General features: G+C 35.9%; 12 protein-coding genes and 1 tRNA gene. 4 read left to right on the top strand and 9 right to left on the bottom strand.

All coding sequences use genetic code 11. The features are described from left to right. Positions 1-30: 30 nt before the first annotated feature. The 3 genes from PQ462_RS11195 to PQ462_RS11185 all read left to right on the top strand — a co-directional run bounded on the left by PQ462_RS11195 (position 31) and on the right by PQ462_RS11185 (position 1700). A tRNA-Arg gene (locus PQ462_RS11195) sits at positions 31-104 on the top strand. Positions 105-216: 112 nt separating this feature from the next. Continuing rightward, the gene (locus PQ462_RS11190) at positions 217-621 is read left to right on the top strand and encodes a helix-turn-helix domain-containing protein (protein ID WP_274253558.1); all 405 of its coding nucleotides are present in this window, start codon (positions 217-219) and stop codon (positions 619-621) included. Positions 622-1154: 533 nt separating this feature from the next. Then, positions 1155-1700 (top strand): AAA family ATPase, encoded by a 546-nt coding sequence (locus PQ462_RS11185; protein ID WP_274253557.1) that lies wholly within the window; start codon positions 1155-1157, stop codon positions 1698-1700. A 637-nt stretch (positions 1701-2337) separates the two neighbouring features. On the opposite strand, the gene PQ462_RS11180 is transcribed toward PQ462_RS11185, so the two are convergent. The 5 genes from PQ462_RS11180 to PQ462_RS11160 all read right to left on the bottom strand — a co-directional run bounded on the left by PQ462_RS11180 (position 2338) and on the right by PQ462_RS11160 (position 7274). Then, positions 2338-3105: an SDR family NAD(P)-dependent oxidoreductase gene (locus PQ462_RS11180; protein WP_274253556.1), complete on the bottom strand. Its 768-nt coding sequence runs from the start codon at positions 3103-3105 to the stop codon at positions 2338-2340. 84 nt (positions 3106-3189) lie between these two features. After that, complete coding sequence (locus PQ462_RS11175) at positions 3190-4086, bottom strand: helix-turn-helix domain-containing protein (protein WP_274253554.1); 897 nt, start codon at positions 4084-4086, stop codon at positions 3190-3192. A 58-nt stretch (positions 4087-4144) separates the two neighbouring features. After that, positions 4145-4963 carry an SDR family NAD(P)-dependent oxidoreductase gene (locus tag PQ462_RS11170; protein WP_274253553.1) on the bottom strand — a complete coding sequence of 273 codons (819 nt, stop codon included), beginning with the start codon at positions 4961-4963 and terminating at the stop codon, positions 4145-4147. 196 nt (positions 4964-5159) lie between these two features. After that, positions 5160-5915 carry an NADPH-dependent F420 reductase gene (locus PQ462_RS11165; RefSeq protein ID WP_274253551.1) on the bottom strand — a complete coding sequence of 252 codons (756 nt, stop codon included), beginning with the start codon at positions 5913-5915 and terminating at the stop codon, positions 5160-5162. A 33-nt stretch (positions 5916-5948) separates the two neighbouring features. Further along, entirely contained in the window at positions 5949-7274 is a 1326-nt protein-coding gene (locus PQ462_RS11160; protein WP_274253550.1) for an NtaA/DmoA family FMN-dependent monooxygenase, read from the bottom strand. Positions 7275-7370: 96 nt separating this feature from the next. Between PQ462_RS11160 and PQ462_RS11155 the strand changes: the two genes are divergently transcribed. Then, complete coding sequence (locus PQ462_RS11155; protein ID WP_089051453.1) at positions 7371-7721, top strand: winged helix-turn-helix transcriptional regulator; 351 nt, start codon at positions 7371-7373, stop codon at positions 7719-7721. Positions 7722-8325: 604 nt separating this feature from the next. Here the strand turns inward: PQ462_RS11155 and PQ462_RS11150 are convergent. From PQ462_RS11150 to PQ462_RS11135, 4 genes are read right to left on the bottom strand one after another with little or no spacing between them, the layout of a single operon-like run. Beyond that, the gene (locus PQ462_RS11150) at positions 8326-11376 is read right to left on the bottom strand and encodes an efflux RND transporter permease subunit (protein ID WP_274253549.1); all 3051 of its coding nucleotides are present in this window, start codon (positions 11374-11376) and stop codon (positions 8326-8328) included. 8 nt (positions 11377-11384) lie between these two features. Further along, on the bottom strand, positions 11385-12470 hold the full coding sequence (locus tag PQ462_RS11145; RefSeq protein ID WP_274253548.1) for an efflux RND transporter periplasmic adaptor subunit: 1086 nt from the start codon (positions 12468-12470) through the stop codon (positions 11385-11387). An 11-nt stretch (positions 12471-12481) separates the two neighbouring features. After that, on the bottom strand, positions 12482-13813 hold the full coding sequence (locus tag PQ462_RS11140) for a TolC family protein (protein ID WP_274253546.1): 1332 nt from the start codon (positions 13811-13813) through the stop codon (positions 12482-12484). Between the two features lie 56 nt (positions 13814-13869). Then, positions 13870-14487 carry a TetR/AcrR family transcriptional regulator gene (locus tag PQ462_RS11135; RefSeq protein ID WP_274253545.1) on the bottom strand — a complete coding sequence of 206 codons (618 nt, stop codon included), beginning with the start codon at positions 14485-14487 and terminating at the stop codon, positions 13870-13872. Positions 14488-14530: the final 43 nt, after the last annotated feature.

Here is a 14530-nt window from a genome sequence, read left to right as displayed (position 1 = left end):
TACAAAAAAATAGCTAATTGATAACAAAAAGGCCTCGTGGCGCAACTGAATAGCGCATCTGATTACGGCTCAGAAGGTTACTGGTTTGAATCCAGTCGAGGTCACAAAAAAAAATCCCATTTCTAACGAAATGGGATTTTTTTTTTATTTTTAAACACAGGTTTTAATTCAAAAAATGGTTTTATCTTTAAGCCTTTAGAAAAATTGATATTCGTTATGGAACAGAAAATACATCAGGGGAAAAACGTAAAACGTTTTAGAGAAATGCTTAATATAAAGCAGGAAGCTTTAGCTTATGATCTTGGAGAAGAATGGAATCAAAAGAAAATTTCTATGCTGGAGCAGAAAGATGTAATTGAAGAAAGCCTTCTGAAACAAATTTCAGCTGTATTAAAAATTCCTGTTGAAGCTTTTCAGAATTTTGATGAGGAGCAGGCGATAAATATTATTTCTAATACATTTGATAATTGCCAGCAGCCTGCATCTGTATTTTACAATTCTACAATAAATCAAATTGATCAATTTATTAAATTGCACGAAGAAAAAATTGCTTTATACGAACGTATGCTGAAAGAGAAAGATGAAATGATGGCGAGGCTTGAAAAATTGATAAATAAATAATTTATAGAAGATATATAATTTCCCAAAGAGACTTTCGAGTCTCTTTTTTTATTTTAAATCATTATTTTACTTATGCAAAATCAGTAGCCATTTGCATATCTTTTTCATAAGAACTCTACCAAATGGCGTCAATTGAAGACAATTGGTGCCTTTTTTTTATTAATATTAATAGATACACTAACTTCGAGTCGTTTTTGCTTTTATTTTGTCTTTTTAAATCAAAATAAAAAATGTATTTATAAGAAATGTAACACATTGTTTTTAAGTTGATCATTCGATTACTTAACAGGATTCGATCACCTTATATGATCTAAATCAAGATTAACACTTCTTAAATCGTACTAAACTAATTTTCATCTACTTACTACATTATATAATTTTAGAAATTGGCTTATATTCTAATTGCCCTCTCACCTATTTCAGTTATTGATTGCTAATCAAATGTTGCTAATAGTTGATTTATTCTTTGTTTAGATGAAGATAATTTAGTTAATTTAAAAAAGTAGAAATAAATTTAAAAGAATTTTTAACTAATGAAAAAAGACAATTTTTATATTATTACTGGCGGTCCTGGAGTTGGTAAGACAACTTTAATAGATGAACTGGCCAAGTATAATTTTAAAGTAGTTCAAGAAGATGCTCGAAAAATAATTAAGCAGCAACTTACAGTTAGCGGTGAAGGATTGCCATGGAAAAATAAAGAGCTGTATGCAGAATTAATGTTTAATGCTTCGGTGAGAAGTTATGATGAAGTAGATTTAGAAGGTTCCATGCCCTTTTTCTTTGATAGAGGAATTTTAGATTCAATTTGTTATATGAAAATGGAAAACATTCCAATATCAAAAGAGAAAAACGAGATATCAAAAAAGTATGCCTATAACAAAAAAGTTTTTATACTGCCACCTTGGAAAGAAATTTATAAAACCGATGATGAAAGGAAGCAGAGCTGGGATGAAGCTCAATTAACATTTACAAAAATGAAAGAAATATATTCAGAATACGGCTACAAAGTCATTGAGGTTCCAAAAATAAAGATAAGAGAGAGAGTGGATTTTCTTTTGAACGAAATAAATAGATGACATCGGGAGTTTGAAATATTTTCTCTTTGTCTTTATACAACGCTGCACTTTGAGATTAGGGCTTGAAACTTTTACAAGCAAAAAACTAATGTTAATGTAAAATAAATTTTAGCCTTCAACCATGAAATTTTTACTGCAATATCCAAGGAAGACTTATTTAAGCAAATAAATTATCATTATGTTAAAAAAGGGTTTCGCAAACCAAATAGATTTATTTTAAAATCCCAGCCAATAAGCAATAGAGCCAAATAAAGACAATTCTACATTAAGTATAACAATCTTTTCAGATCCTCCAAATATTTGTAGAATTGTATTTTAGTATACAGCCATAAAACAATCTATTTTTTACATCAATGCCCAAAAGGAAATCTAAATAAAATTCATGAAGCCAATGAAAGACAGACACTAAATATAATACGCCAATCTTAAAATCTTCCATAAATTTTGTTGAAATTTGTCCCGTGGAGGTCACAACAGCCAAAAGGCGTCAATTGAAGACAATTGACGCCTTTTTTTTTATTACTCTATAAATAACTTAACTCGTTTTATTAATCAAAACAAAAGCCTTTGGATTGATAAAACTAACGTATAAAACCATTAGAAACCAGCTCAATAGCTTTTTTTTTATGATGGTCCATTATATTCTATATCCGCCCGAAACTTCTATTCGCTGCGCATTAATCCATTTGGAATCATCAGAACAAAGAAAGGCTACTACACTTCCAATATCATCGGGCAAGCCGACTCTTGATAAAGCAGTTTCAGAAGCCAGATGTTTATTCAAATCTGAAATATCACGTACAACGCCCCCGCCAAAATCAGTTTCAATAGCCCCTGGAGCTACGGAATTAACTCTTATTTTTCTGCTTCCCAATTCCAATGCCTGGTATCTTGATAATGAATCGACTGCAGCTTTCATCGCGCCATAAACGGAATATCCAGCAAAAGAGAATCTTGCCAAACCAGAAGAAGTGTTTACAATGCTGCTTCCATCATTCAGTAATGGTAATAGTTTTTGAGTTAAGAAATATGGGCCTTTGAAATGGATATTTGTCATTGCATCCAAAATTTCTTCTGTTGTTGTTTCAAAACTTTGGTTAATTCCGATACCCGCATTGTTTACTAGCGCATCTAATTTTGCAGAAGAAAATTGAGCATCTAAAACATCTTTTACTTCAGTTACAAATTGGTCAAAACCGGCAGTTGAAGAAATATCCAAAGGCAATGAAAACGCTTTTTGTCCAATAGTTTCAATTTCTTTTACCACCTGGTCCGCAAATTCTTTTTTGGTCTGATAGGTAAGGATGATATCAAATCCTTTTTTCGCCAGCTGTAAAGCCGAATCTTTTCCAAGTCCGCGACTTGCGCCTGTTACTAATGCTATTTTATTTTGATTGTTTGACATTTTTTATTGTTTTTAACTTTATGTATTTTTAAATAATTCTTTATTCAGTATATCTCTTACTTTTTTTTATGATGTTTACCACTTTTAATTTAGTATGTTTGCCCTGAATTCATTTGGCGTGCTTCCTACTTCTTTTTTAAAAAGGCGTGAAAAATAAGTCGTATTTTCGAAACCAAGCAGATGAGAAATTTCAGTTATATTCAGTTCGCCTTCGGTCAGTAAGTTTTTTGCCTCGCCGATTAGAAAAAGATGAATAAGCTCCAGAGCAGTCTTTCCTGTTTCCTGTTTGAGCAAATCAGTTAAATAACGGGAAGATACATTCAACTTTTCTGCCATGAGAGATACCGTTGGTAATCCAATATTTTTTGTTTTTCTTTCTTCAAAATTAGCAGCAAGCAAAGCGTTAAACTTCGTAACTGTAGAACCGGTGAGCTCTGTACGGTTTATAAACTGCCTTTTATAAAAGCGCTGTGAATATTTAAGCATGGAATCTAGATGACTTACGATAATAGCTTTGCTGAGTTCATCAGTATTGTTGTTGTACTCTTTTTCAATATTGAAATACAGATTCCAAATGATATCCTCCTCTGCAGGTGAAAGATGTAAAGCCTCATTAACCTCGTAATCAAAATAACTATATTTCCTAATTTCGTTATAAAGGACTGTTCCCGGTAAAAAGTCTTCATGAATCATAATTAGAAATCCCTTTTCCTCTAATTCCACATTTTTAAAGACTACTTTCTGCTGGGGCTTTGTAAAGGACATGGAACCACGGTCATGGTCATATTTTGTTTTGCCATACTGCATGCTTCCAGATTTCAATTTTTTAAATCCTATAATATAAAATTCAGATGAAAACTCTAGAATACTATTACCGCTGCAACTGTCCCGTTCACCATATACGGCACTAAAGAGCGGGTGCTGGGGAGGTTTGATATCGAGCGCTTCATGCAGATCGCTGATTTTTTTGAAATGTATCATTGTTCTTAATTGTAAAAACAGATCCGGTAAATTTAGATTCTGCTAATTTAAACTTCCATTAACCATGTGCCGCCACCGACACATCCTGCCATGATTCCCATGTTTTCAGTCTTTCTGAGTAAGTGTGCTGCACCCAGGGAAAAGCAGTTTTTCCCAGCAGTAATCTGAGTGGCGGATTTTCAGAATAAACAAGCTTGACAAGAGCTTTGGCAGTGGCTGCAGGGTTACCTGAATCCTGCTCGCCGGCATGCTGATAAAAATCTTTTCGTACACCGTCGTAAGCTGGTATTGATTCGCTGAGTGCAAGAGAAGTGGTCCCGAAGAAATCTGTAGAAAAACCACCTGGTTCTACTATGGTAACTTTAATGCCAAATCCGCTTACTTCACCCGCGAGTGTTTCAGTAAGGCCTTCAACAGCGAATTTTGTTGCACTATACAGCCCCATTAATGATACCGTATTCAAACCCAGCGCACTTGAAAGCTGAATGATATGTCCTGATTTTTGCTGGCGCATGATAGGCAGAACTGCCTGAATAGTCCATAATGATCCCAGTACATTAGTTTCAAACTGAGTTCTTACGTCCTGCTCTTTTAATTCCTCTACCGCCCCTATATGTCCAAAACCGGCATTGTTTATTAACACGTCGATACTGCCAAAGTGCTTTTTTGCAGTTTCAATTGCCTCAAAACTTTCGTTTCTATCAGTAACATCAAGTTTTAGCACCAAAAGAGATGATGAAAATTCTTTATTAAGCTTGGTTAGTGTTTCAGGATTGCGAACAGCCGCAACTATATTATCGCCACGTTTTAAAAATGCCTCTGCCCAAATTCTTCCGAATCCACGGGAAGCACCTGTTATAAAAATTGTTTTTGCCATGATATTAATTCTTAATATTTTGATATGGACAAAGTTCGCACAGATAGTACAGACGGTTGTGATACAAAAGTAGGCAATAATGAAACATTTTAACGAAATTGTAATGGCTCTGGTTCACTGTTTCAAAGAAGGAATATAAAAAAACAAAATCCCTTTCAATAAATGAGATGGGATTTTGCAGTGCAGTCATTATAAATTATTTTGAATTAGGATTTTTTTGAAACAATCCTCTGTTGTATTCTACGACATCTGGATGTGATGGATAGGAAGGCAGGGCAGAAAGATCAGCTATAGCCTTATCTCTTAATGACGGTGCTGCTTCTTTTACACCATCAGAGAGTGCCTGTTTTAATTCTTCTTCATTAAGTTCCGTGCAGTAAGCAGGAGTTCCAGGCTGATGTCTCCAAGATTCAGAAAGTCCGCCCGAGTCAACTGCATCGTAACCAGCATCATTAACTAATGCGGCAATTACTTTTTTAGCCTGCGGATCATCACCCGCTACAGCCATTGCTATTCTGTCTTCAGCACCGCTGTTTTTTCCGCCGTTTGCCAGCGTCTCTGCCAGCAAATTATTGAAAGCTTTTACAACAGGCCTTCCTAATTGCTCGGATACCCAGATACTTTCTACTTTTCCGTTTTTGATCTCTTCAATATCGGCATCACGGAACGGATAATAATTGGATGTGTCTACCACAATTACATTTTCCGGAACGCCTGCCAGCAAATCTTTAGGCAAAGTTGGTATTGCTATGGTAGGCAATGATAAAATAATGACATCTACATCTTTTACAACATTCTTTAGTGTTGCTGCTGTAGCACCCAACTCCTCAGCACGGGCCTCTAATTTTTCAGCCTGATCTGTATTATTCACTTTCACTTCATGACCGGCTTGTGCCATTTTTTTTGCGATCGTACCGCCTATTGCACCGGTTCCAATTATTCCTATTTTCATATTATATAAGTTTCATTTGTTATAATTTTCAATTTAAACCCTTGGATCAATTCCATACTGATCCGGAACTCCAAGGTGTCCGCGCAAAGTTTTGCTTTCATATTCTTTGTGGAAAAGCCCTCGCTCCTGTAGCAGCGGAACAACCTGATCCACAAAGGCATCAATTCCATCCGAATTAACATCTGGTGAAATCCAAAAACCATCTGCGGCACCTGCTTCATACCAAGACTGCATATGATCTGCCGCTTCTACGCCCGGCCCTGCAATTACAGGATGGTAATCTATCACGCCGTGAGCAAGAATATCAAGAACGGACCAGCCTTGCCTAGCAATTTTCAATGCATTGGAAGAACGAGGATCATAAGGAGATGGACGGGCATTTTCCAGCTGCAATTCTGAAATTGGTTCATTTATCAAGGAAAGATCAAGTGGAATACCCAGCATTTTTTGCAGGTACTCAAATTTTTGTATAAGTGAACTGCCTCCTAACTGTATTCGGCGATCGAGCGCCGTGCGTCTGTCCTTGGCAATGGTGGTCATCAGTCCGGCAATGTATTTGATTTCATCCGGATCACGACCGTAACTTTTTGCCGCCGCTCTAAATGCATTGCGCTGCGCTCTTGCATCTTCAATTGTAAATGCAGCACCTATTACCACGCTGGCAAAACGTCCTGCTAATTGATGTGCATTAGGGCTGCCACCTGCGTGAAAGATAATTGGCTGTCCCTGCTCTGATGGTGGAATGTATAGAGGTCCTCTTGAACCGACGTACTTACCTTGTAAGTTGATTGGAAGAATCTGATCTTTCTTTGCAAACTGCCCACTGTTTTGGTTGTGTATCCAGGCATCTTTTCCCCAGCTCCCCCAAAGTGATTGAATGAGTTGGATAGCCTCATGGGCACGTCCATAACGATCTTGGCTCGACGGAATTCTTTTTCCGTAATTGGCTGCAACATCTTCTCCGCTTGATGTAATTGCATTCCATCCGGCCCTGCCATGGCTCATAATGTCCAAAGCCTTAAATTGTCTGGCTAGATTAAAGGGTTCATTAAAAGTGGTTGATCCGGTAGCGACCAATCCAATATATTGAGTTTCTCTGGCCACTGCGGCGAGGGTCATCATCACATCAAGATTGAAAACGGGAGATTCAGTTTCAATATCTGTCATAACTGCACCGGGACCATCCGGCAAAAATATAAATTGAAATTTTCCACGCTCTGCAGCCTGAGCCTGCTTTACACGAATATCAAAACTCGTATAGCTTTCGGGATCAACTCCCGGCATACGCCAAGCCCCCGATTGAGATCCGTATCCATTTCCAAGATGAAGTCCAATAAGCATTTTTCCTGCGGCATTCATAAATGAATATTTTGATTAATTATATTGCAAAATTAAACAAAATCACTTTCCTTTGTATAGCTCTTTCCTAAAGGAAAGCGAAATAAATAATTTATCATGCCGAAAAAGAAACCTTATTGTGAGTGCCTAAATACCGTTAAGCCAGTACGGGACACACTTGAAGTAATTAATGGAAAATGGAAATTATCCATCATTATTTCTGTAGGTGTAGGAAACAGCCGATTTACTGAAATTCAAGAGAGCATTCCAGGATTAACTCCCAAAGTACTTTCAAAAGAACTTAAGGAACTTGAACAGCACCAGCTGATCAAACGGATTATAACGAACGATTATCCTGTCAAAATATCATATTGCTTAGAACCCTATGCAGATACCTTGACCCCTATCATATACGCTATGAAAGATTGGGGATTAAACCATAAGAAGAAAATTTTTCAAGAAAGATAATATTGCAGAAATTTAATTACTTAGCTAATTCTTATGTTTACAAAATGTAGCTACATTTATTTTTGGCCTTTAGGTGAATATAAAATTATCTGAATAAATTTTATGCTAAAATCATGTATAAGCTGCGTAAACTTTACTTCAATCCCCAACAGGACATCTAAACCAAATTACCAAAACCACTGGAAGACAAACAACTACATATAATAAGCCAATTTCTTCAAATCATCCAAAAAAAATGTTGAAATTTGTCCTGTCGGGGTCACAAAGCCAAATGGCGCCATTTGAAGACAATTGGCGCCTTTTTTTTATTTAACCCTTATCAATAAATGAGTTTGACTCGTTTTTGCTTTATTTTCTTCATAAATAAACAAACTTCAGAAAAACAGTATTTATATGAAAAACAAGATAAATTTAATTTTAGCATTCGATAACTTAACAGGATTCAAACACCAAGAATAGAGCTGAATTAAGTTTTACATTTTCCTAATTTGATAAGTTCCTGTCTTCCCTTATCAATCTTTTTCAAGAAAAAAAGCCAGCAGTCTATACACGCTGCCAGCTTTAAAAATAATCATAATTTTAAAAAAAAATCTTCTCTCTCTTCTTACATCTTTTCAATACTAGGAGGTATCAATTTATACATCACGGGCGTTACAATTCGTGATAATATTGTAGAACTGATTAAACCGCCAATTAACACAATTGCCAATGGTGCAATCAAAGGATTTGAGTTTAATGCAATCGGAATTAAACCACAAATTGCAGTAATTGAAGTCAGTACTACAGGCAGAAAACGCGTTTCTCCTGCAATTGCAATAGCTTCATCAATCGAATATCCTTCCTGTCTTAGCTGATTGGTAAAATCTACCAGCAGCAAAGAGTTCTTTACCTGAATTCCCGAAAGACCAATAAAACCGATTATAGCAACCAAAGACATAGGGCTTCCATTGAGAAGCAATAATAACACGCCACCTAAAATCCCAAGCGGAATAATAGATAATACAATAATAATTCCTTTAAAAGTTTTAAACTGCAGCAGTAAAACCGCCACAAACAAAAAGGTACTCAAAATAATTACGGCCAAAAAATTACCGCCCAGCGCATCGCCTTCGGATTCTTTTTCACCTGATAATTTATAGTAATATCCTTTTGGCATTTTCAATTGATCCAGTTTTGGAACTATGTGTGTCAATAAATCATTGGCATAATACCCTTTTGCCGATAAAGCGGTTACTTTTGAAAAGCGTGATTTATTAAAATGGTTAATCGCCGTTGGAGAAGTTTCAAACGAAATTTCAGCAATCTGGTTTAGGGCAATCGGAGTTCCCTGAAGGTTATTTACGTACAAGTTTTTCAAAGCGTCAAGGTTCGAAAATTTATCTCGGGGCAATGTCAGCGTAACATTTCTGGCATCTCCCCTATCATCTATATAATCGCCAACAGTTAATCCTGCTACCGAAAGACGGATTACCTTATCTACATCGCTTGTCAATACTCCCAGTGTTCTGGCTTTTTCTTTATTTATTTTAACTTTAAGATCTGTTTTATACGTATTCAGTTCATTGTTGATATACACGGTTCCTTCCTGATTTCTAAGAATAGTCTCTACCTGTGAAGAAAGCTTACGTAACACTTCCTGATCTTCACCAAATAATCTTACGACAATATTAGCTTCTAATGGTGTTCCCTGTTCAAAATCTTTGACCTCCACTTTTGCGTAAGGCATCGTTTTAAATTTATTTCGAAGTTCTTCAATCAAAGCTGTTTTCTCTGATGGCTTAGCTTCATCTTCGAGCTGGACAAAAATCTGCGCAAAATCGGGTTTTCTGTCCTGGGGATGCACATTGTAATAAATCTGCGGATTTCCTTTACCAACGTTCGAAGTGTAATACACAATTTCCTTATGATTTTTAAGCTCTGCTTCTACAATTTTGGTCACACGGTCACTTTCTGAAATATTGGCCTGAAGGGGCATTTTTATATTGATGAGAAACATCGGTTTTTCTGAAGTTGGAAATAATTTAAAACCCGTTACTTTAAACAATCCAAAAGCAGTGATGCTTAAAACTATAGAAATAGCAATAGTTGTTCTAGGATATTTTAATGCTTTGGGCATAATATCACGATACGCTCTGGTCAGGAATTTTTGCAGATACTGAAGAAAAATATTTCCTCCCGCATGATCGTGCGTTTTTAAAAATCGGCTTCCTAAAAACGGCACCAAAGTCAAAGCGACAATCATCGATGCCAGTACACTGGTAATAACTGCCATTGGAAGACTTCTGATAAATTCTCCCGAAACATCCGGCAGGAAAGCCAGCGGTAAAAATGCAATTATAAGTGTTGCAGTACAGCCTACAACGGCAATTCCGATTTGTTTGGTGCCTTTAAGGACTGCATCCATTTTAGAATGTCCTTCCCGCAGCCATCGCTCTATGTTTTCGACTACCACAATACTGTCATCCACCAACAATCCTAAAGCTACCACAAGACCAACAATACTCAACTGATTTAAAGAAAAGCCAAAAGCATTCATTGCAATTAATCCCAATGCGAGGGATAACGGAATGGAAATCATCACAATTCCCGAAGCTCTTAAACCTAATGGAAGTAATGTCACAATTACCAAAACAATTGCCAGCGTAAAATCAAAACCTAAATGTCCCAAACGCTGCGATACCATATTCGCCTGATCGAAGTTTTTTACTAATTTGATGTTTGAGGGTAATTCTTTAGAAAATTCATCTACAATTGGCAGGAATTCTTTCTGCACATCTGTAATGTTTACATTGTCTTTCATACCTGCTGTAACCAGTACACATCGGTGTCCGTTGATGCGGGTAATATGATCGACAACCTGCGACTTGTAGCCTACTTCGGCTACATCTTTCATATAGATTATTTTACCGTTAGCATTGTAAATTACTGTATTGGATACATCGTCCGCATTTTTAAATTTACCGCTGGTTTTTACATTAAATACTTTACTGCCTAAATCAATGCTTCCTCCTGGAATATCGGCCGCTTCGCTCTGCAGGCTTGCCATGACTACATTTAACGGAATTTTTAATTGGGCCAACTTTTCAAGCTGTAAATCAATACGAATTTCCTGCTCGGGAATTCCAGCATATTTTACATCTTTCAGATTGGTAATTTTCTCAATTTTAGATTTAAGTTTATCCGCTTCATCACGAAGTTTTTTGTCTGATGCATTTTCTGAAACCAACGCTATCTGAAGGATTTTCACATCAGAAGAAGCAATTTTTTCGGTTTTTATCTGATAAATATCTTTTGGAAGTTCGCTGTTTTTAAGGGCATTCATTTCCGTAGAAATCTCCTGATATTTATTATCAACATCTACTCCGTATTTAAATTTTACCTGAAAAGCAGCAACACCGTCTTCTACTGTGGTTAATATTTTTTCGATGTTTTCGAGTCCGTAAATTTTATTCTCGATTGGTTTTACAACCTGCTCCTCCATATCCTTCGGACTTGTCCCGGGATAAATTACCGTAATTAAATATTGCGGCGGATGCGTTGAAGGATCTTCCGCCCTGGGCATGGTAAACAGCGTAAGATACCCTACCACAGCAACCAGCAGAAAGATAATCAGTGTAAACTGATAATTTTTAACAGCAAAGTTTGTTATTTTCATAATACTGATTATTTAATGATCTTGATAGTTGATTGTTCGTTGAGATAAGCACTGTTGGAGATCACAATCTGATCTGTTTTCTGAAGACCTTCTTTTATGAATACTTTATTGTTCTCAAATTTATTAATGGTCACGGACTGGCGTTTTACTTTGTTGTTTTCCACGATAAAAACAAACGCTTTGTTTCCGTCAGCTTCAATAAGTGAATTGTACGGAATGATGATGAAATCTTCTGATTGTTCTGCCTTTATTTCGGCTTTTCCAAACATTCCCACCGCTGGTTTACTTTTTTTAAGGCTCAGTTTTAATTCGACTTGAAAGGAGCCCAATGCCGCATCTGCCGCCTGCGATTTTCTAAAAATAAAGGCATCGAATTTTTCATCAGGATAACCGTCAAGCGTCACAGTGGCTTTATGCCCTACTTTTACCGCGGCCCATTCTTTGTCTGTCAACCCTACTTTTAGCAGATAATTATTGTTCTGGCTGGTTTCATTTATAGCTAGAATTGGCGATCCTGCGCCAACTACTTCTCCTTCGTTTGCTATTTTTTTCGAAACAAAACCATCTGCCGCAGCATAAATTTTAGAATAACGTGCATTAAAAGCCACTGCATCTTTCTGCTTTTTAGCAATGTCAAGACCCGTTTTTGTATTCTGAAGCTGTTCTAATGTATACACACTGTCTTTGTACAAATTGCTTGCTCGTTTATAATCACGCTCGTACTTTTTGAGATTCAAATCGGTTTGGTTCAATCCTGCATTTATCTCTGTTTCGTCTAATGATGCCAGAAGCTGGCCTTTCTTAAAAAACTGGCCTTCTTCAACATAAATACGACTGATGATCCCTCCTATTTTAAATCCGTAATTGGCCTGATTTTCTGTTGTTACTAAACCTGATGCGCTTATGGTATTGTTAAGAGCAAAAGATTCGACCGGAGCTGTTTTAATCGGGATGACATCTGCGCTTTCAAAGGGCGAATTTTCCTTTTTTTCTTCTTTACAGGCGTAAAAAAGCGTTAAAGCAAGCAATAAACCCAACCCTTTTTTGGAGACTGCGATATGTTTTTTTAGATATTTGTGAATCGTTAATTTCATGTTTTTTGTTTTTAGTTAAAAGTAAAAGTGGCGTTGGCTCTTTCTAATTCTGCAAAAGCAATCCAGGAGTTATAAAGCGAAATATTAGTGTTAAGCTGCGCATTCACCCATTGGTTCTGTGCATCAAGCAGTTCTATATAAATCGCCTGACCTTCTTTATACAACTTAGTAATGTCGTCATTATACTTTTTGGCCGACTGTTTTTGATTTTTATCAGCATAAAATTGCTCTAAAGCCGATTTTAGATTGTTCTGTGAAACCTGAAACTGAAGCAGTAACTGCTGTTTTACATTATCAGTTTGTGAAATGATTTTTTTACTGTCTTCTTCAACTTGTTTCAGCTTCCATTTGTTTTTGTTTCCCGAAAAGATATTCCACTCCAGCCCCACTCCGGCAAAATAGTAGCGTGAGTTTTTTTCTGCTTCAAAATCAAAATCCTGAATTCCGAAATCGGCAAAGCCATTTACTTTTGGCAGCCAGTATGAGCTGGTCAACTTGCTTACATTTTCGTTTATTTCTTTTGCCTGAGTGAGCTTTTGCAACTCCTCTCTATTTTGGGTATTTTCTGAAAGTACTTCTATTGGCGGTGCTTCACTCTGATCAGTTTCTATTGCGGTATCAAGTTTTTGATTCAATAAAAAATTAAAATACGATCTTGCATTATTACTGGTTTGTCGGGCGGTTTCTAAATTGGCCTGAATGCGGATCACCTCATTATCACTTCGTAAAACGGCAGTCCGGTTTATTTTTTCATTTTTAAATAAAGCCTGATTTACCCTTTGGTTTTCTTTAACCAAAGCCAGGGCATCTTCATAAATCTTAATTCCTTCAACCGATTGCAGGTATTTGTAATAGGCAATTTTAATTTCCTTTACTAACTCTCTTTGATAGATTTCGAGTTCTATTTTTTGAAGCGTCGTTTGCTGGGTTTTTATTCTTTTATTATAAATAATTTCAAAATTCAGCAATGGCATCGTGGTATGAATTTTAGCATCATAAAAATTATCCGGATTTATCAAGACCGACTGATTTTCTAACATTGGAAAAGCGTTAGAATTGGTAATCTGATTTAAAGTACTATACACCGGATTCAGCATATCTCCAATTGGAATATCGATTGTCCTTCCGCCTTCAGCTTTGGTGTAACTTCCATTTAGGGAAACTGTTGGATAAAATAAAGCTCGTGCTTCTTTTAAGGCATACATGCTTTTATTAATATCAAAATTATGCTGCCTTATTACTTCGTTATTTTTTAAGCCGGTCTGTATATAAGTTTCCAGCTTGTTCTGTGCATACCCTAAATATCCTAGACAGAGTATTGCAAAAGTTAGTTTAATTTTCATTTATTATACATTGTTTATTATTTGAACATCGTTCATTTTTTTGAGCAAAAAAATTTTTAAAGCTTTTCTATCATTTTTAAATATTCATTGTATCCGTCATACAAAATGGTATCCGGATTCATAAAATTTACATTTTTAATTCTCTGGTGAATTTCCAGACAGCACATACCATGTACCAAACTCCAAACCATAAATGCCAGCGGCTCTACACTATGGCCTTTAAAATAACCTTTGTTAATACATTCTTCAATAGTTTTTTTAACTAATCCAAATGCTGTACATCCTTCGTCCCAATCTTCATTCTCGGAGTCTTTCAGGAATTCTATTGGAGCTTTTAGATTAAACATCAAATCGTACATTTCAGAATTTTCGATGGCAAATTTGATATACGTTAATCCCATTTTCTTTAATCTTTCCTTCGGATCTTCTATAGTATATAACTCCATAAAATAACTATCTAATTCCTGAAAACCTATTGTATGAAGATCATGGAGAATATCATTTTTATCTTTAAAATAAACATAAACAGTACCTACACTGTAGTTAATTTCTTCAGCAATGTTTCTTATGGTAGTATGTTCGATTCCTTTTTCAACAAAAAGCTTTTTAGCACCTTTTAATATAAGGGCTTTTAAAGCTTCTTTTTCTTTTGCTTTTCTATCAATTGTACTCATACTTATTTTATTCAAGGCTTACTAAGGACAAAGATATAAAATA

Origin of the sequence: Flavobacterium sp. KACC 22758 (assembly GCF_028736135.1) — a bacterium.
Classification (GTDB): domain Bacteria; phylum Bacteroidota; class Bacteroidia; order Flavobacteriales; family Flavobacteriaceae; genus Flavobacterium; species Flavobacterium johnsoniae.
This window is presented reverse-complemented; position numbering and strand designations above follow the sequence as displayed.

What these genes read in the sequence shown, in the direction of transcription:
- PQ462_RS11190 (WP_274253558.1), top strand. Translation starts at nt 217, where the DNA reads ATGGAACAGAAAATACATCAGGGGAAAAACGTAAAACGTTTTAGAGAA.
- PQ462_RS11185 (WP_274253557.1), top strand. Translation starts at nt 1,155, where the DNA reads ATGAAAAAAGACAATTTTTATATTATTACTGGCGGTCCTGGAGTTGGT.
- PQ462_RS11180 (WP_274253556.1), bottom strand. Translation starts at nt 3,105, where the DNA reads ATGTCAAACAATCAAAATAAAATAGCATTAGTAACAGGCGCAAGTCGC.
- PQ462_RS11175 (WP_274253554.1), bottom strand. Translation starts at nt 4,086, where the DNA reads ATGATACATTTCAAAAAAATCAGCGATCTGCATGAAGCGCTCGATATC.
- PQ462_RS11170 (WP_274253553.1), bottom strand. Translation starts at nt 4,963, where the DNA reads ATGGCAAAAACAATTTTTATAACAGGTGCTTCCCGTGGATTCGGAAGA.
- PQ462_RS11165 (WP_274253551.1), bottom strand. Translation starts at nt 5,915, where the DNA reads ATGAAAATAGGAATAATTGGAACCGGTGCAATAGGCGGTACGATCGCA.
- PQ462_RS11160 (WP_274253550.1), bottom strand. Translation starts at nt 7,274, where the DNA reads ATGAATGCCGCAGGAAAAATGCTTATTGGACTTCATCTTGGAAATGGA.
- PQ462_RS11155 (WP_089051453.1), top strand. Translation starts at nt 7,371, where the DNA reads ATGCCGAAAAAGAAACCTTATTGTGAGTGCCTAAATACCGTTAAGCCA.
- PQ462_RS11150 (WP_274253549.1), bottom strand. Translation starts at nt 11,376, where the DNA reads ATGAAAATAACAAACTTTGCTGTTAAAAATTATCAGTTTACACTGATT.
- PQ462_RS11145 (WP_274253548.1), bottom strand. Translation starts at nt 12,470, where the DNA reads ATGAAATTAACGATTCACAAATATCTAAAAAAACATATCGCAGTCTCC.
- PQ462_RS11140 (WP_274253546.1), bottom strand. Translation starts at nt 13,813, where the DNA reads ATGAAAATTAAACTAACTTTTGCAATACTCTGTCTAGGATATTTAGGG.
- PQ462_RS11135 (WP_274253545.1), bottom strand. Translation starts at nt 14,487, where the DNA reads ATGAGTACAATTGATAGAAAAGCAAAAGAAAAAGAAGCTTTAAAAGCC.